We start from the raw sequence: 15,238 nt of genomic DNA, 5'->3' as shown, positions 1-15,238 counted from the left end.
TCATTTGCTGCCTGTCCGCTTTCCGGCATGAAATGCAAATAGCTGCCGTTCAACGGATCACGGATCCGATGGCAGCTCCCGACCCCCTGGCGGACATAGACTGTCTCGCTATGATGAGGATCGGCAGCAGAACACTGGTGGGCGCGATGTCTAAACGGTACGCGGTTTTTTGGGTAAGCGCATTCCTCGCAATCCCGCTCTGGCGAGAATTGCACGAGCCTAATCATCTGATCTGGAACATTTTTCTCGCAGCTTTCCTAATCGCTATGAGTGCTGCAGTCTTCTTCGGGCTGCGCTATCTAGAACAGAACAAAGTGACTGTGGGCGAGGCTCGGTTCGCCTCGGCTCAGCACGACAGTGATTGCGGCTGACCACCCCTCCCCGACCGTCTAGAGGTCATCGCAACGGATGTTCTCTCAATTGCGCTAGACGTGAACGTATCACGAACATTCCCGAGTTTCATGCCGCAAGGCTCGTTCGGCCAAGGTTGAGCGGTCGGCGCCCGGGTGCCATCGCAGCGGCGCGGTCCCAGAGGAAGTCGCCCGAGAATGCGATGTGGCCCCACCCGACAGGCGATGTGTGCGCCAGAAGCTCGTCGGGCACGATTTCGCCGCTCGCTCGGAGGTGGGCGACGGCATCGGCGATATAGGTCGAGTTCCAGTAGACGATGGCAGCGATGATCAGGTTGAGGCCGGAGGCACGGAACTGCTGGGCCTCGTGGGTCCGGTCGGCGATACGGCCCTGCTTGAACGTGCAGATCGCCTGCGTCAGAAAGTGGCGCTGTTCGGACTTGTTGAGGCCCGCCTGGCAGCGCCGCCGCAGCGACGGGCTTTCCAACCAGTCGAGCATGAACAGCGTGCGTTCAACACGGCCGATCTCGCGCAACGCGAGGTCGAGCTGGTTCTGGCGTTCGTAGGCGGCAAGCTTGCGCAGCATTGCCGAGGGCAAGACGGTGCCGGTTTTCAACGACGCAACCAGGCGGACGATTTCGTCCCAGTGCGCGCGGATGACGTCGACCTTTATCCGGTTGCCCATCAGCGGTTTCAGCAAGGGATATTGTCCTGGCGCCTCGATGCTCGCCATGCGGCGGTCGCCAAAATCGCGCAGACGCGGGCAGAACCGAAAGCCGAGCATTTGGCAGAGCGCGAAGACGTGATCGGTGGCGCCGCCGGTATCGGTGAAGTGCATGTCGATCTCGAGACCGGTGCCGTGATGGAGGAGACCATCGAGCACAAATGGCGCTTCGTGCGTGGCCGCCGAAATGACCGTGGCATGATACGGCCCGTGCTGGTCGGAGACATGGGTGTAAAATGAGAACCCAGGATCGACCCCGTACTTTGCGTTGAAATCGCCGGCGCCGCTGCCGCGCTTGCCCGAGCGGAAGAACTGACCATCGGATGACGAGGTCGTGCCTTGGCCCCAGACGGCTGCAATCGGCAGCCCATGATGAGCGTCGATGATGCGCGCCAGGGCGGCCTTGTAGTTGTCGGGGGCGATGTACGCCGACTTCGTCCAGATCAGCTGATCGGCGGTGACGCCCTGGCTGGCCTCGGCCATGCGGGCGAGACCGAGGTTGGAGCCGTCAGCCAGGATCGCGGCCAGCAGCGCGTTTTCATTGTCGTGCGGTTCGCGGGTCCGGACGTTGGTGAAGGCCTGCGCAAAGCCGGTCGAGCGTGCGACTTCGTGGAGAAGCTCGGTGATACGCACCCGCGGCATCATACCGTCGATCCGTGCCGCCAATTGCTTGGCGGCGACGGACTCATCAGCGCGCACCGGCGAGATGGAAAGCTTTCCATTCTCAAAGGACACGCCTTCGACCTCGCCGCGCCCGAGCCGGTGCGCAAATCGCTTCAGCCGCCGGTCGAGTTCGCGGCCCCGGTCGGCTAGCCATTCGTCAGCGGTCGCCGGCAGCTTCAGACCGGCTGCAATCGGCGCGACCTGAGCCGGCGGAAGCAAGTAACTGTCGAAGCGCCGGTAATTCGCCGACCGCTCGATCCATACGTCGCCCGAGCGCCACTTGTTGCGAAGATGCGCAAGGACGGCGGTTTCCCAAAGGTGCCTGTCGGGCTTGTCGCCACCCTCTTTCACCAGTGCGCGCCATTCCTTGCGGAACGGCATCGGCGCGTCCGCCGGCACATCGCGTCGGCCGGACCGGTTCAATTCGCGCAAAGCATTGACGGCGGCGATGGTCGAGGAGCTGCCCCGGCCCACCTTGAAGTCGATTGCCTCCAGGAGAAGCGGCGCAAACTTGCGCAGCGTCTTCCACCGATCGGCAGCACGGATCAGCGGGTTCTCCTCGGCAAGATCAGCGATGATCCGCGCCTCGCTGCGCGCGCGCAGCAACTTGTCCCAGCCAACCGCGGCATCGACCGCAGCGAACCCGTCGATGCCGCTGTCCTGCGACTTCTCGAGCGCGGCGACGGTGCGATCGAACAGGCGCATGCGGTGCAGGCGTTCAAGCAGCCCGCAGACATTGTCGGCGGTCGGCGCGGTGGCGATATCGCGCAGCCAGGCAAGTGGCGTCAGACCAATTTTTTGGATCAACGATCAAGATAGCATCGAGCCTGGCGATGCTGTCGGCCGGCACGCCGGCCAGCATTGCCTGATAGGCACGCTGTCGGGCACGGGCCCGCCCGGCGAGCCCGGCACGCTCGATCACCGACGGCGAAGGTAGCGTAATGCACGAAGCCCGAAGGGCATCCGTAATGCCGGCGACAATCGGCACGCCGCGATCGGTCGCCCAGGCCGCTTTTGTTGCGGCGTCGATGAGGAGCGGCAGATCGGCGTTGACCGGTGGTCGCAGGCCAAGTGCCGCCTCGGCTTCGCGTGCGTGGACGGATGCGGTCGCGGGCCGGCTCGCATAGCGCTCGAACGCTTTTGGCGGAACGCCGATCTGCTCGCCCATGAACCCGACAAGCTCGGTTGGCGCGCCCTCGTCGAGAGTAAATCTGAACCCTGGATGACGCAGTAACCCGAGCTGCACGGCGAACCCGATCTGGTTCGTATCACCGCGGCGCGTCGCGACCAGCGACATGTCCTGCGAGGACAGCTTGTAGTGGCGGGCGAGGTTTTCCCGGTCCGTCGGGACGCCAAACAGCATTTGCCGTTCGTCAGAAGTCAGGAGATCGCGCCGGGCCATGAAAACAGTCCATCAAGGTTGCACAAGATTGTGGACATAAGGCAATAAAGAGACGTAGTCTCTGGACGGGTTTGGGACCATCAAAGCGCGGCTTCGCCTGCTGTCCCCAGAACGGTCGGTTGCGAGACGGCGCATTCCCGTAAAAGCCGGTGCAACGTGACAGCAATAGACAATCACTGCGATATGACAGATATGCAAGCTATGTCACTAACAGCGAGGTGCCACTCGTGCAGGAAATGATCGATATCCGAATTGCCGAGAACGGTCGCATGGTGCTGCCACGATCGGCGCGAAAGGCGCTTGGCGTTACGGGAGCTGGCGTCGTCGTGCTGTCAATCGACGGTGACAACGTGAAGCTTACGTCGATGCGGCAGAGCATCAAGCGTGCCCAGGATCTATACCGTCAACATGCAACAAACGATCTTCCGGTGGATGACTTCATTGCCGAGCGCCGGGCCGAAGCCGCGCGCGAAGACCTCGACTAGGCCCCGGAACAAGTATGGCATCGATCGTTTTTGACGCCTCGGCGATACTGGCGCTGCTACGCGATGAGCCAGGCGCCGATGTTGTTGCGCAGTACATCGGTGACGGGCTTATCTCGGCGGTCAACTTCCAGGAGGTGATCAAGGGCCTGTTGCGTCGCGAGGTGCCGAACGATGCGGCGCTGGCGATGCTCGACGCCTTGCATCTCGACGTGCGTCCGCACGGGCGTGACGATGCGGTCGCCGCGGCCAACCTCTATCCTGCGACCAAGGCATTCGGCAGCGGCCTTGGCGATCGTACCTGCACGGCCTTGGCGATCGCTGAAGGCCTGCCGGTCCTCACTGCGGATCGGGAATGGGCCAGGATCGAAATCCCGGGCCTGAAACTGATGCTGGCGCGATAAAGGACTCCCATGCCTGATATCCTTGGCTACGCCCGGGTCAGTACCGGCGACCAGGATGTCGCCGGCCAGACCATGCGGTTGACCGAGGCCGGCGCCATCAAGACCTTTACCGATGTCATGTCGGGCAGAAGCATGGATCGGCCCGGCCTTACGGCGCTTCTCGCCTATGCACGGTCGGGGGACACGCTTGCCGTGGTGCGCCTCGATCGGCTCGGTCGCTCGCTGGCGGAATTGCTATCCACGGTCACGATGCTGCGCGAACGCAAGATCGCGCTCCTCAGCCTCGAGGAAAAGATCGACACCTCCTCGGCCGCCGGCGAACTGATTTTCCACGTCTTCGGTGCCATTGCCCATTTCGAGCGACGACTGATCTCAGAGCGAACGAAGGACGGTATTGCTGCGGCACGTGCAAAGGGCAGGAAGCCGGGGCGACAGCCGCTCGATGTGACAAAGCTCAATGCGGCGCTGACGCTTATCCAGGCCAATACGCCACCTGCTGAAGCCGCAAGACAACTCGGACTGGGGCGCTCAACCATCTACCGCGAGATGAGACGTTTGGGGATCAGTCGACCGGCGTAGGCATTTTGGCAGGCCGCTTAGCCTGCCGTTCCCGGTCTGTTCGCGTCTAGCGCAATTCAGACAACATCCGTTGCGATGACCTCATTCTCGGTGGTCAGCCTGTCGACCGTTTCCTGAAGCGTCGCCACCTGTGCGACCAAAGCCGAAACCACACGCCGCAAATCCGCTAGCGGCAGGGCATCAACCGAGTCTGAGCCAGAAGGAGTCACCGGCAGTGTGAATCACACCCGGACCAATCTGGGAAGACACCCCGCACAGGAATTTGCCCCGGTTACTTGTTTCACTGCGTAAACCTTTGAAATCGTGCTGGAAACCTCTATCAACGCGATGTCCCGATCGGCGCCGATCGGGACCCCCTTCGCGGGAGGAAAAGCGCTTGCCTACAATCACTTGCCCCGAGTTGAGTGGGGTCCCGCTTCAGTTTCGGGCAATAGCTGTAATCTTTGACGGTTCTTGCCATAGAGGGGTCCCAATCGGCGCCGATCGAGACCCCCTCTGCAGGAGGGAAAGCGTTTGACTACAAATACTTGCCACGAGTGCGGTAGGATCCCGCTTCAACGCCTATTCGCACATTTAGCCTGCCACATGTGTCTCCACCGCATGAAATCGCGATGACGAATCTTGCAAACCGGCCGAAAATGATTGGAGAATTCGGGACCTCTCCGGTGCTGCAATCGGTCGGATGACTACAGACGGCCGCGATGCTGGGGGCCGCGGTTGGCATGTTTGTGATTTGGCGACGCTAAGGGGCCCGCACGCCGCCTGATTACATCTGCGAAGGTCTCTAGTTACCGATATCCGTCTCGACGACGCCGACGTTAGGGGTGAGATTGGAACTGGCGACGAGTCGGACCGACAGACGATTGCGGGCGATCTTTAAGTCACCGGATGTAAACTGGCTCGGCTGGCCCGCATAATGCATCGTTGCCGTTGCTACGACATGACCATGATCCAGCACATAGCCCGTAACCGTGTAGTCCTTGGCGTCCCATATCCCACCGGGTGTGATCGGGCATCCGCACATCATCGTCACTTGGGCGTCGATGCGGAGCGTACCATCAGGATTGCGCGTTGTGGCAGGCGTGATGATCAGACCCGGAAAAGTGAGGACCAACCCGTCGCCGAGCACGTTGCGCCCGGGGAGCATCCAGAGGGTCGAGGAGACCGTAATAGCGGCAGCAGACGCACCCATGGGACCCCGCGCGTCAACTCGCACGAGGGTTGGCGCTTCAATGTCAAGCGATGCGTCATAACCGGCGGTTTCGGCGTCAGAAATCACCTGCCAACGTGCGTGAGCTTTCTCCATGATCCGTTCGGTGTCGCCTGTTCCTCCCTTGATCATCCCCTTCGCGAGCACCTTCCCTGACCGCTCGTCGGTGACCGTGACCGCCACGCCGCCGGTGTGCGTTCCCATAAACTTGGCGTCGACACTCTGGGCACGGACCATTAGATGCGTCGGCTCCGCGCTCACGGTAGTCGGGCAAGCAACGGCGACAGCGAGGACGCCGACTGCAATACGAGCAAATAAAGGCGTCATCTCGCACATCATGCGCCGCCTGCTGATGATGGCCAAGCCTTTTCAATCGATGCGGGATCGAGTTGACACGAAGCGATCTGCAAACGCTGGCCCAGCGAGGCCCATCGACTTACGTCAGATCCGACCCATTAAATTCCAAGACTAAACATCTCAGTTGTTTGCCCAGGGCGGGACGATCCGATCAATTCGAGCAGCGCATCCGTCGCCTTGGTCCGGTATCGCTCCTTGTGACGCAGCCCGTAGAACGGTCGTGGTCGGAAGGTGATCGGTGCCGCGTACAGCAAGCCCGCCTTTAGCGCCGGTGCGACGACAAGTGACGACAACACGGCGACGCCGGCACCGGCCTCGACCGCGGTTCGGACACTTTCATTGGACGGCAGCACCAGCGCCACATCGAGCATCGCTGGATCAACGCCGAGCGCAAGTCGGTGACGATCGAGCGTCGAACGGGTGCCCGAACCCGGCTCACGCTCAACCCAACGCGCCTGCCGCAGCCAGTCGGCATCGACCGTCTCCTCCGCGAACGGCACTGATCGGACCAACACCAACCTGTCCTCGCCGATCGGCCAAACGACGAGGGTAGGATCGTCGACCTCGCCTTCGACAAACCCGAGATCGGCCTCGTCATTGCGGACGCGCACCGCTGCCTGCCTAGTGTTGCCGATCGTCAGCACAACCGACACCAACGGATAACGATCGTGGAAGACAGCAAGGATCGGCGGCAGCCAGTATGCCGCGATCGTTTGGCTGGCAACGACGCGAAGCGTGCCCCGCTTGAGGGTGCCCAACTCATCTAGAATGGTTTCGGCAGCCGTGGCCCGGGCGAGAATACTACGTGCCTCGATCAGGAAGACATTTCCCGCCTCGGTCAGGCCAATACCGCGGCCCACGCGGTGAAAAAGTTTTACGCCGTGCCGCTCTTCGAGTGCTGCGATCGCAGCTGATGCGGCCGATTGGGTAATATGAAGCGCGCGGGCAGCCAAAGTCATGTGTTCGCGCTCGGCGACGCCGACAAAAATACGAAGTTGCTCGAACGTCATGGCGGCGCCTAGCACGACCAATCAGGTCAGACGATTGAAATGATAAGAATGATGCGTTGGTTTGAACGATTCCCATCGGTTAAAACGCTGTGGAAGGATACCATGATGCCAAATCTCGATCCGCAGTCGAAGCTGGATACGGAGTTCGACCAATACAATGGCGAACTTATCCCGGGCATCCTGCTCTGCGCCGCCGTGACCATAGCCGCCTATGGACTGGAAGCAGGCGAGCGCGCGGTCGCCGGCAAGGCATGGCTTGAGGCACTGGTGCTCGCTATTTTGGTCGGAACCGCCGTTCGCAGCGTATGGATGCCTGGCGCCCGGTGGGATGGCGGGATCGTCTTCAGCGCCAAATATCTGCTCGAGGTCGCCGTCGTCCTGCTTGGTGCCTCGGTCAGTGCTGCGACCATTCTCGCGGCCGGACCGGCGCTGCTGGTCGGCATTGTCGTCGTGGTCGCCGTCGCCATCCTACTGAGCTTCGGCATCGGCCGCTTGCTGGGCTTGCCCACCCGCATGGCGTTGCTGATTGCATGCGGAAACTCGATTTGCGGCAATTCGGCAATCGCCGCAGTGGCGCCGGTGATCGGTGCAGACAGCGACGACGTCGCCGCCTCGATCGCCTTCACCGCGGTGCTGGGTGTAGTGGTCGTCGTGGGATTGCCATTTTTTGGGGTCGCTCTGGGGATGAGCGGTATCGCCTACGGCGCATTTGCCGGACTAACAGTCTATGCTGTGCCGCAGGTGATTGCGGCAGCATCGCCGATGGGGGCGATAGCGGTTCAGACCGGCACGCTGGTGAAACTAATGCGCGTGCTGATGCTCGGGCCGGTCAGCCTCATCCTGTCACTGATCGCTCCCCGGCTTTCACCCCAGGCGGAGCCAGATGGCAAATTCGTTGCCGGCGACGTCCCCGGGAAGCGGCCTGGCCTCGCGCATCTCGTGCCATGGTTCATCATCGGCTTCCTGGCGTTAGTTGCCTGCCGGTCGCTGGGCCTCGTGCCGACCGCAGCGATCGCGCCGATCGGTCGGATAGCGACGCTGCTGACCGTAGTGTCGATGGCGGCGCTCGGACTCGGTGTCGATGTTCGCACCGTGGTGAAGGCCGGGGGCCGGGTTACGGCCGCCGTAGTGATATCGCTAGTCGGGCTCGGCGCGATCAGTTTTGCGCTACTCGCCCTCCTGCGTCTGGCTTAGCTACATGTGAAGGCTCGCAACCCACCGAGATCGTCCTTGGATTTAGTCTTGCAACATGATGATTGCTCGAATCCAAAATGATAAGTGTGACCGGTCCAGCATCAGCGTGGCGCCGTCGCGCGCGCGAAAAGACAAATGTGGATAGGCGCCGAAGAAGGATCCCGCTGAATTCGAGATGAGATCGTGTCTGGCCGGGTCGTGACGATCACTGACGTATGCCGGGGGATCGTGGTCAGGAAGCAGACGTAATATTGCTGCCCAGATGCGCGCATACTTTGCGCCAACAATGACAAGCTGACGATGCCACTCCAGCGCTCCGGAATCGGGACGACGCCCAAAGGCGCAGACCGCCGGCGTAAGCGGCATCAACCGCAGCACACCTTCATGCGTATTTCGTTGCATGCGCCCTCGCCACCGCCGTACCTTACGGAATGACCAGAATCCTTATCGCCGCTGCCCTTCTCGCCACGACCGCATCGGGGGAGACGGTGCGCTACACCGCGATTTTCGGCGGCAAGAACGTCGGCCATGTCATCGTCGACCGGCAGGGCGACAACGTCACCGTCGATTACGACGTCAAGAACAACGGTCGCGGGCCGACGATGAAGGAGGCCCTGACCCTCGGGACCGACGGGCTGCCGACGACATGGGCGATCACCGGCGCAACGACCTTCGGCAGCAAGGTCGAGGAGAAATTTACCCGCGTTGACGACAAGGCGATGTGGACCGATTCGACCGGCAGCGGCACCGCTGCCGTCAAAGGTCCAGGCCTGTACGTCGCGCAAAGCGGCAGCCCGTGGTCCGATCAGATCTACGCGACGGCGCTGTTGAAGGCGCCCGGAATGTCGATGGCAGCGCTCCCCGGCGGGACGCTGCGCCTCGAGAAGGGCGAGACCGTTGCCGTCGCCGGCGCGGGCGGCCCGCTCAAGGTGACGCGCTACACGCTGAGTGGGATCGACCTGACGCCCGAAACAATGCTGCTCGACGATCAAGGCCTGCTGTTCGCCTCGGTCAGCCCCAACTCGATCGTCGTCCGCGCCGGCTACGAAGGCGAAGAGAAGCGCCTGCGTGGCCTTGCCGCCGACTGGACGACGGCACGCTACACCTCGATGCAGAAGGAGGTCGCCCACGATTACGGCGCGCCCGTCCGCATCCGCAACGTCCGGCTATTCGATCCGAAGACCAGCAGCCTGACCGCACCAGTGTCGGTGCTGGTCAATGACAAGATCATTGCAGCGATCGAACCGATCGACAGCCCCGCTACGCCGGACGAGGTCACCATCGACGGGGCCGGCGGAACGCTGATCGCCGGTATGTACGAGATGCATGGCCATATCGGGCAGGACATCGCGCTACTCAACCTCGTGGCCGGCATCACGACGGTCCGCGACATGGGCAACGACAACGCGGTGCTGGCGACGCTGATCAAGCGCATCGACGCCGGCGAGATCGGCGGCCCACACATCATCCGCTCGGGCTTCATCGAGGGGAAGAGCCCGTTCAGCGCGAACAATGGCATATTGGTCGACAGCCAGCAGCAGGCGGTCGACGCGGTCCGCTGGTACGGCGCGCGGGGCTTCTGGCAGATCAAGATCTACAACAGCATGAACCCGGCATGGGTCCCGGCGATGGTCGCCGAGGCGCACAAGCTCGGGATGCGCGTCGCGGGCCATGTCCCCGCATTCGCCAACGCCGACCAGATGATCACGGCCGGCTACGACGAGATGACCCACATTAATCAGTTCGTTCTCGGCTGGGTCATCGGTCCCAAGGAAGACACGCGCACGCTGTTCCGCCTGACTGCGCTCAAACGGCTACCGGCGCTCGACCTCAACGAACCCAAGGTCCAGCATACGCTGCAGTTGATGGTCGACGGCCACAAGGCGATCGACCCGACGCTCGGTATCCACGAGAACCTGTTGCAGAACCGCGACGGCAAGGTTCCGCCGGGCGCGGTCGACTACATCGACCATATGCCGATCGGCACGCGGCGCGACGCGATGAAGGCGTGGATCGACACCTCGGCCCCGGGCGACGACAAGCTCTACAGTCAGGCGTTTACCAAGCTGGTCGATACCGTCCGCATGCTCCACGACCGCGGCGTCTTCATCGTGTTTGGCACCGACACCGGCGGCTCGTTCACGTATCACCGCGAACTCGAACTCTATCAAAAGGCTGGCATGACAGCGCCCGAGATCCTCAAGCGCGCGACCTATGACAGTGCGAAATACGTCGGCGAAGACCAGCGGATGGGGTCGATCGACAAGGGCAAGCTCGCCGATTTCTTCCTGATTCCCGGCGATCCGACCAAAGACCTCAAGGCGATCAAGACAATCTCGATGGTCGTCAAGGACGGCGTCTTCTACTATCCGACCGAGGTCTATCCGAAGTTCGGAATCACGCCGTTCACGAAGGCACCGACGGTTCAGATACCGCATTGAGAGGTCGCTCTCGTGATGTCGTGTCGGCTTCGGCTTTTGGGCGAGAGCTAAGCAACCATCTCGAACGCCGAGCCACGCCGTTGGGCTATCAGCCTTGCTGCCCAAAATGAACAAACGCCAGGACCTGTAGAGCCATTAAAGATCAGTGGATTAACGGGCTTTGTGTCGATTCGGCCCAACGAGGTTTCTGTCGCGCCGCCGCTATTTCATGTTTTATGCGGCGTCGTTCCATTGTGAATGCGACGCAGAAGTCGTTCTCACCTCAATCTCATATCCACCCGTGCAAAAATTCTACGACTGCCAGACCCCGGTCCTGATCAGGATTTCTGTTCCGCTGCGCTCCGCCTTCCGGCGCTTACGCACCAACAGGCAGAACAGAGGGCTGCACCCGACCCTAAGCCAAATCGTCGAATTGTTCTTGCGACACGCGAGTGCCATCTACGGAAAGCGTCCGCTTCAGGGAAGAAAGCCATCCGAGGCGAACGTAGCATCGTTGGTCACTGAGCAAGGCTAACGCAGGGTCGCGCCCGCCAGCCGCGCCGTAGCCGACAGGGTCGTCTGAGCCGCGTTCAGCCCGAGCAGGAAGTCCTTGTCGCTGTAAGTAGCATAGAGGTCAGTCGGCTGGTGCCATTGCGGGTCCCAGCCGCTGCCGACCTGGGCCCCGCGGTCATTCTCGCGTAGGCTGACTGCTGGCGCCAGGTCCATAAACGGGGTTGAATCGGTGTTGGTCATGTGCCGACCGACCGCGGCCGGATAATCCGTGGCGTAACGCTCGTTCGCCGCTTCGAGGGCCCAGGCCAGTTCCTGGGCCTTGGCGGCGAACTTCGACATAGACTGGAACTCGATGTTCACGTCGGCCTCGGGACGCTGCACCGGACTCATGCTGCCATCGGCCCGGGGCATGCCGTGGTCGAACAGCATCATGTCGTGCTGCATTACTCCGAGCCATTTCGGCTCGGGGTAATGGCCCGATCCGGCAGGCGATTCCCTGCCTTGCAGGGTGGCCCGCTGCTCGACATAGGCTTTGGCGCCGTTCAGCCCGGTTTCCTCGTTGTTCCACAGGATGAAACGGATCGAACGGTCGGTCTGCACGTCGGGGCTGCTGAACACCCGCGCTAACTCCATCACCAGCGCCGTCCCCGAGCCATCGTCGTTGGCCGCTTCGCCAAAGCCTATACCGTCCATGTGTGCGCTGACGATATACATCTCGTTCGGATGGCCGGTCCCGATTTTGGTGCAATAAACCTCCTCGCGCGGCCCCGGGACTGCCGGCGGCGTGTCCAGCGTCCTGATCCTAGCGTCGGGCTGGGCACTGGGGTCGCTGTTCACACCGGTCTCGCGCGTGAAGCCGCGGGAGCGACCGCCGCCGACCGACAGGCCAGGTTCGTCCGATGCGGCGGCGACCGTCGCCCTCGCCGGTGCGACGGTGTGCACGGGCTCCTCGCCGAAGGTGTATTTCACGCGCTCCGTGTTGGTGCAGCCGTAGCTCTTGAGTTGGGCTTCGATCCAGTTGATCGCGGCACCGTTGCGCGCCGTTCCCTGGCGGCGGTCGCCAAACTGGGTGAGGTCCTTGATCGTCGCCTTATACCTCGTGAGATCGAGTCGATTCACCAGCACGCGCACGGAATCCGTCGCCGCCGATTGAGCAAGAATTGGCGATGCTACGGCGAGAGCCATCACGCCGGAGATGACCCGAAGGACGCATGAAAGCCTCGAATGGACATGTTCATCGCTCATCACGAGACCCCTCTCGCCGCCATTGTCCGCGATGGATCGCCGACGACCGAATCCGTCGTAGCCGAGGACCGGCCAATAGCGATACCCGAAATGGAGCCGCCATAGACGAGGTGATTTTTCAGCCGCTGGTGCATCCTCAGTCGGCACGCCCCTGGACCCGGCGGCAACTATCCTATTCCTCGCCATGCACGCGCCCGACAACTGAACGAACGCAGATTTTGAATTCCGATTCGACGTAATCATGCGTCACTCCGATTGCCTGGTGATCATCGCGATAGTGCTGGACACGACTGGTGACCTAACCGGCATCACAGGCCCAATCCGGCGGTGCCGTCATGAGCTCACCGGATATGCATTCAGCGAGATAGGAGAAGGCCGACAGGACGCCGCAACGCGATGAGAACTGGGGTATGTGCAACAAGGCCGGGCTGCAAAGGAATCGAGGACGGCGGGCTGTCATGCGCGACTTCCGACGATCCTGGCGCGGTCGATCAGGACGAGCGCCCGCACCTTCTGAAGGAGGATGTCGAAAAGCGTCCGGTCGACCGCCTCGACATCGATGTCGACGATCAGCAACGCTCCGCTGCGGCGACAGTAGAACTGTTCGGGCACCAGCCCGCGCTGTGCGAACAAGCTGATGATCCTCGGCAAGGCCTCGACGTCAAGCGTCGCGCGGACGCAGAACTGGGTCCGTGTCATGCTTGCCAACGAGGCTGTCTTTCGCCGCGCCACCGTCTCGCTGATTATCCCCATTCCCAGATCGTGCCGCCTGCTCATATTGTTGTTTAAAGGTAATGTAATTTACCAAGCCGCTGTCCTCGTCGAAGAGGTCCATTGAACGGACAGGGCTCGCAGTGCCAGACGCATGCCAAATCCCGAGAAAATGCGGGCGTATCCCGTTGAGGTATCTATCGTAAGGTTCAAACGGATCTGCCTATATGTGTCTTGAGATCCGAGTGACCCCTATGGCCAACAACCCTAACGTCGTTGCGCATTGCCAACACCCTCGAGCACGTTCGAGCCTGCTGTTTCGTCCAACGGACTTCCTCAGCCGTTACGCCGCTTCCGTAAAGCATCTGGCCCATTGAGCTTCCTTCCGGCTGGCGGTGGACAGCGAAACACCGAAACAGGGGGTCAATCCTCTAGATAGGGATCATCCTGCGTGGATGAACGCCCTGATGTCAGATGAAAGTTTCCGAAGATCCTCGTCTCTGACATACATCATATGCCCGGCATGATAATAATGCCACGATATGCGTCCATCAGTGGGCATCCCCGTGCGGCTCAGTGAATACTCAGCGCCGGCGAAAGGGGTTGCAAAATCATAATATCCCTGCCCGACGAAGACCCGAAGACCACTATTCCCCTCAAAGCGCGACCAATGTAAGGCGCTACATTGAGGTAACCCTCACCACCTCGTGGCTCACCTTCGAGCTTCCAGTCCCAATCCTTCACGCCCCCGATTGAGGATTAGACCACACTTGGCGAATATTTCAATCCTTCCCTGGTCCATTCATTCATCGCCGCAGTGTAAGCGCCATCAATACCATAGAAACTAGGATCGTTGTCAGGCGACTCACCTGCGTTGTCGTAGTCTTTCCCGGTGTATCTGGTGTCCAAACGGCCAATGCTCAAGCCGCGATCACGGAGCAGCTCCTTGAAGAAACGGTTTGGTGTCAACCGAAGGTCAGCCCGTTCGAGAAAGCCCTCGGAGATGCCCGTAAACCGCGATAGCTGGGAAGCAATCGACGCCCGTTCGCCGGCAGGGATGAGGCTGCCCTTCAACAAGGCCGTCGCGTACGGTCCGAAGGCAAACGCCTTTGCTTGCGTAACGAACTCCTCGACCGTAGCGGGCTTATTCGCCACCTTATCATGATACCATGCCGTCGCGGCCATCGAGGGCAGATTGGTCACATAGCCCAGCTCGTTGCCTGGTGCATCCGCGGCCTCGCTGAAGTCGAGAATGGTCGAGATGAGTATAATGCCGTTAAGCGCAACGTCTGTGTAGCTGCCCTAGCTCGATTGTCGCTACGGGATCGTACCCTCAACGCAGAAATCAGGTAGGGCTGTACCGGAGGACGAAACAGGCCCCTCAACTTTGGCGGAGAATCGACTGTTCTGCCTTGCTTTAGAGCCTCATAAATCGCTTGCACCTGATCTTGGACCTCACTCGGTGCTCCGGCAGCAGCGACTTGTGCCTCGACAACCGCATCCATCGGGCGACCGACGCCCGATGCTTCGACAGGCCCGCATACCGGCACATGAGATGCGATGGCGGCACCAATCAGTGCTCCTTCCGAATGCCCGAATATAACAACACAAGTGACACCAGGTCGGCTCCCGAGGAATGCCGCCCAGTCGGCTGCGTCCCTGACGAAGTCGTCGAAGCGCAGATCCGCTTCCAGTCGCGCGGCACCAGCGCTCGCGCCGATACTGCGCTTGTCGAAGCGGAGAGATGGGATACCTTGTCGTTCGAGATCGTCAGCCAGAAGGCGAAAGCTTCCCGGTTTGACGCCAGGTATCGTACTGTCGCTGTTGCGGTCGGTCGGCCCCGAACCGGCGATCATCAGAACCGCAGGTCCTCGAGCGAAACCCTGTGGAACTCGATAGGAGCCATGAAGCGGCGCTTTCCCACCAGCGATCTCCTAATATAGTCATACGGCTATGCCATGACGCCGCGGTCCT

14 protein-coding genes and 2 pseudogenes are annotated in these 15,238 nt (G+C 61.2%); 7 read left to right on the top strand and 9 right to left on the bottom strand.

Annotated elements, in window-relative coordinates:
- Nucleotides 1–68 precede the first annotated feature (68 nt).
- Entirely contained in the window at nt 69–371 is a 303-nt protein-coding gene (locus tag KZX46_RS01455) for a hypothetical protein (protein ID WP_219774141.1), read from the top strand.
- Between the two features lie 88 nt (nt 372–459).
- Here the strand turns inward: KZX46_RS01455 and KZX46_RS01450 are convergent.
- Both KZX46_RS01450 and KZX46_RS23365 read right to left on the bottom strand, forming a co-directional pair.
- Nucleotides 460–2,445 (bottom strand): annotated as a pseudogene (locus tag KZX46_RS01450) (Tn3 family transposase); the annotation flags it as partial.
- Nucleotides 2,446–2,455: 10 nt separating this feature from the next.
- Nucleotides 2,456–3,139, bottom strand: a complete 684-nt coding sequence (locus tag KZX46_RS23365) for a DUF4158 domain-containing protein (RefSeq protein WP_370647440.1) — start codon at nt 3,137–3,139, stop codon at nt 2,456–2,458.
- Between the two features lie 227 nt (nt 3,140–3,366).
- Here KZX46_RS23365 and KZX46_RS01445 point away from each other — a divergent pair, with 227 nt between their 5' ends.
- Genes KZX46_RS01445 through KZX46_RS01435 form a run of 3 tightly spaced genes read left to right on the top strand, consistent with a single transcriptional unit; the run spans nt 3,367 to nt 4,604 of the window.
- A complete protein-coding gene (locus tag KZX46_RS01445; protein ID WP_216711305.1) occupies nt 3,367–3,624 on the top strand; it encodes an AbrB/MazE/SpoVT family DNA-binding domain-containing protein in 258 nt (85 codons plus the stop codon).
- A gap of 14 nt (nt 3,625–3,638) precedes the next feature.
- Complete coding sequence (locus tag KZX46_RS01440) at nt 3,639–4,025, top strand: type II toxin-antitoxin system VapC family toxin (protein WP_216711304.1); 387 nt, start codon at nt 3,639–3,641, stop codon at nt 4,023–4,025.
- 9 nt (nt 4,026–4,034) lie between these two features.
- Nucleotides 4,035–4,604: a recombinase family protein gene (locus tag KZX46_RS01435; RefSeq protein WP_219774140.1), complete on the top strand. Its 570-nt coding sequence runs from the start codon at nt 4,035–4,037 to the stop codon at nt 4,602–4,604.
- 784 nt (nt 4,605–5,388) lie between these two features.
- On the opposite strand, the gene KZX46_RS01430 is transcribed toward KZX46_RS01435, so the two are convergent.
- Nucleotides 5,389–6,177: a hypothetical protein gene (locus KZX46_RS01430; RefSeq protein WP_219774139.1), complete on the bottom strand. Its 789-nt coding sequence runs from the start codon at nt 6,175–6,177 to the stop codon at nt 5,389–5,391.
- Nucleotides 6,178–6,269: 92 nt separating this feature from the next.
- The gene (locus tag KZX46_RS01425) at nt 6,270–7,181 is read right to left on the bottom strand and encodes a LysR family transcriptional regulator (RefSeq protein WP_216711301.1); all 912 of its coding nucleotides are present in this window, start codon (nt 7,179–7,181) and stop codon (nt 6,270–6,272) included.
- Between the two features lie 105 nt (nt 7,182–7,286).
- On the opposite strand from KZX46_RS01425, the gene KZX46_RS01420 reads away from it, so the two are divergent.
- Nucleotides 7,287–8,375: a YeiH family protein gene (locus KZX46_RS01420; RefSeq protein ID WP_219774219.1), complete on the top strand. Its 1,089-nt coding sequence runs from the start codon at nt 7,287–7,289 to the stop codon at nt 8,373–8,375.
- Nucleotides 8,376–8,417: 42 nt separating this feature from the next.
- Here KZX46_RS01420 and KZX46_RS01415 read toward each other — a convergent pair whose 3' ends face one another.
- Nucleotides 8,418–8,777 (bottom strand): hypothetical protein, encoded by a 360-nt coding sequence (locus KZX46_RS01415; protein WP_216711300.1) that lies wholly within the window; start codon nt 8,775–8,777, stop codon nt 8,418–8,420.
- 29 nt (nt 8,778–8,806) lie between these two features.
- Between KZX46_RS01415 and KZX46_RS01410 the strand changes: the two genes are divergently transcribed.
- The gene (locus KZX46_RS01410) at nt 8,807–10,816 is read left to right on the top strand and encodes an amidohydrolase family protein (RefSeq protein ID WP_216711299.1); all 2,010 of its coding nucleotides are present in this window, start codon (nt 8,807–8,809) and stop codon (nt 10,814–10,816) included.
- 510 nt (nt 10,817–11,326) lie between these two features.
- Here the strand turns inward: KZX46_RS01410 and KZX46_RS01405 are convergent.
- Together KZX46_RS01405 and KZX46_RS01400 are read right to left on the bottom strand one after the other, a co-directional pair.
- Nucleotides 11,327–12,553: a M20/M25/M40 family metallo-hydrolase gene (locus tag KZX46_RS01405; RefSeq protein ID WP_216711298.1), complete on the bottom strand. Its 1,227-nt coding sequence runs from the start codon at nt 12,551–12,553 to the stop codon at nt 11,327–11,329.
- 456 nt (nt 12,554–13,009) lie between these two features.
- Nucleotides 13,010–13,186: a hypothetical protein gene (locus KZX46_RS01400; protein WP_219774138.1), complete on the bottom strand. Its 177-nt coding sequence runs from the start codon at nt 13,184–13,186 to the stop codon at nt 13,010–13,012.
- A gap of 4 nt (nt 13,187–13,190) precedes the next feature.
- Here KZX46_RS01400 and KZX46_RS01395 point away from each other — a divergent pair, with 4 nt between their 5' ends.
- Nucleotides 13,191–13,391, top strand: coding sequence for a hypothetical protein (locus KZX46_RS01395; RefSeq protein WP_219774137.1), 201 nt, complete (start codon nt 13,191–13,193; stop codon nt 13,389–13,391).
- A 315-nt stretch (nt 13,392–13,706) separates the two neighbouring features.
- On the opposite strand, the pseudogene KZX46_RS01390 reads toward KZX46_RS01395, so the two are convergent.
- Together KZX46_RS01390 and KZX46_RS23360 are read right to left on the bottom strand one after the other, a co-directional pair.
- Nucleotides 13,707–14,566, bottom strand: a pseudogene (locus KZX46_RS01390) (peptidase S10); the annotation flags it as partial.
- Nucleotides 14,464–15,120, bottom strand: coding sequence for an alpha/beta hydrolase (locus tag KZX46_RS23360; RefSeq protein WP_216711295.1), 657 nt, complete (start codon nt 15,118–15,120; stop codon nt 14,464–14,466). The pseudogene KZX46_RS01390 and the gene KZX46_RS23360, both read right to left, overlap by 103 nt.
- Between the last annotated feature and the right edge of the window lie 118 nt (nt 15,121–15,238).

Source organism: Polymorphobacter sp. PAMC 29334 (assembly GCF_019431245.1).
GTDB classification, from domain to species: domain Bacteria; phylum Pseudomonadota; class Alphaproteobacteria; order Sphingomonadales; family Sphingomonadaceae; genus Polymorphobacter_B; species Polymorphobacter_B megasporae.
Note: the sequence above shows the minus strand (reverse complement) of the source record. Positions and strands in the feature narration are given on the sequence as shown.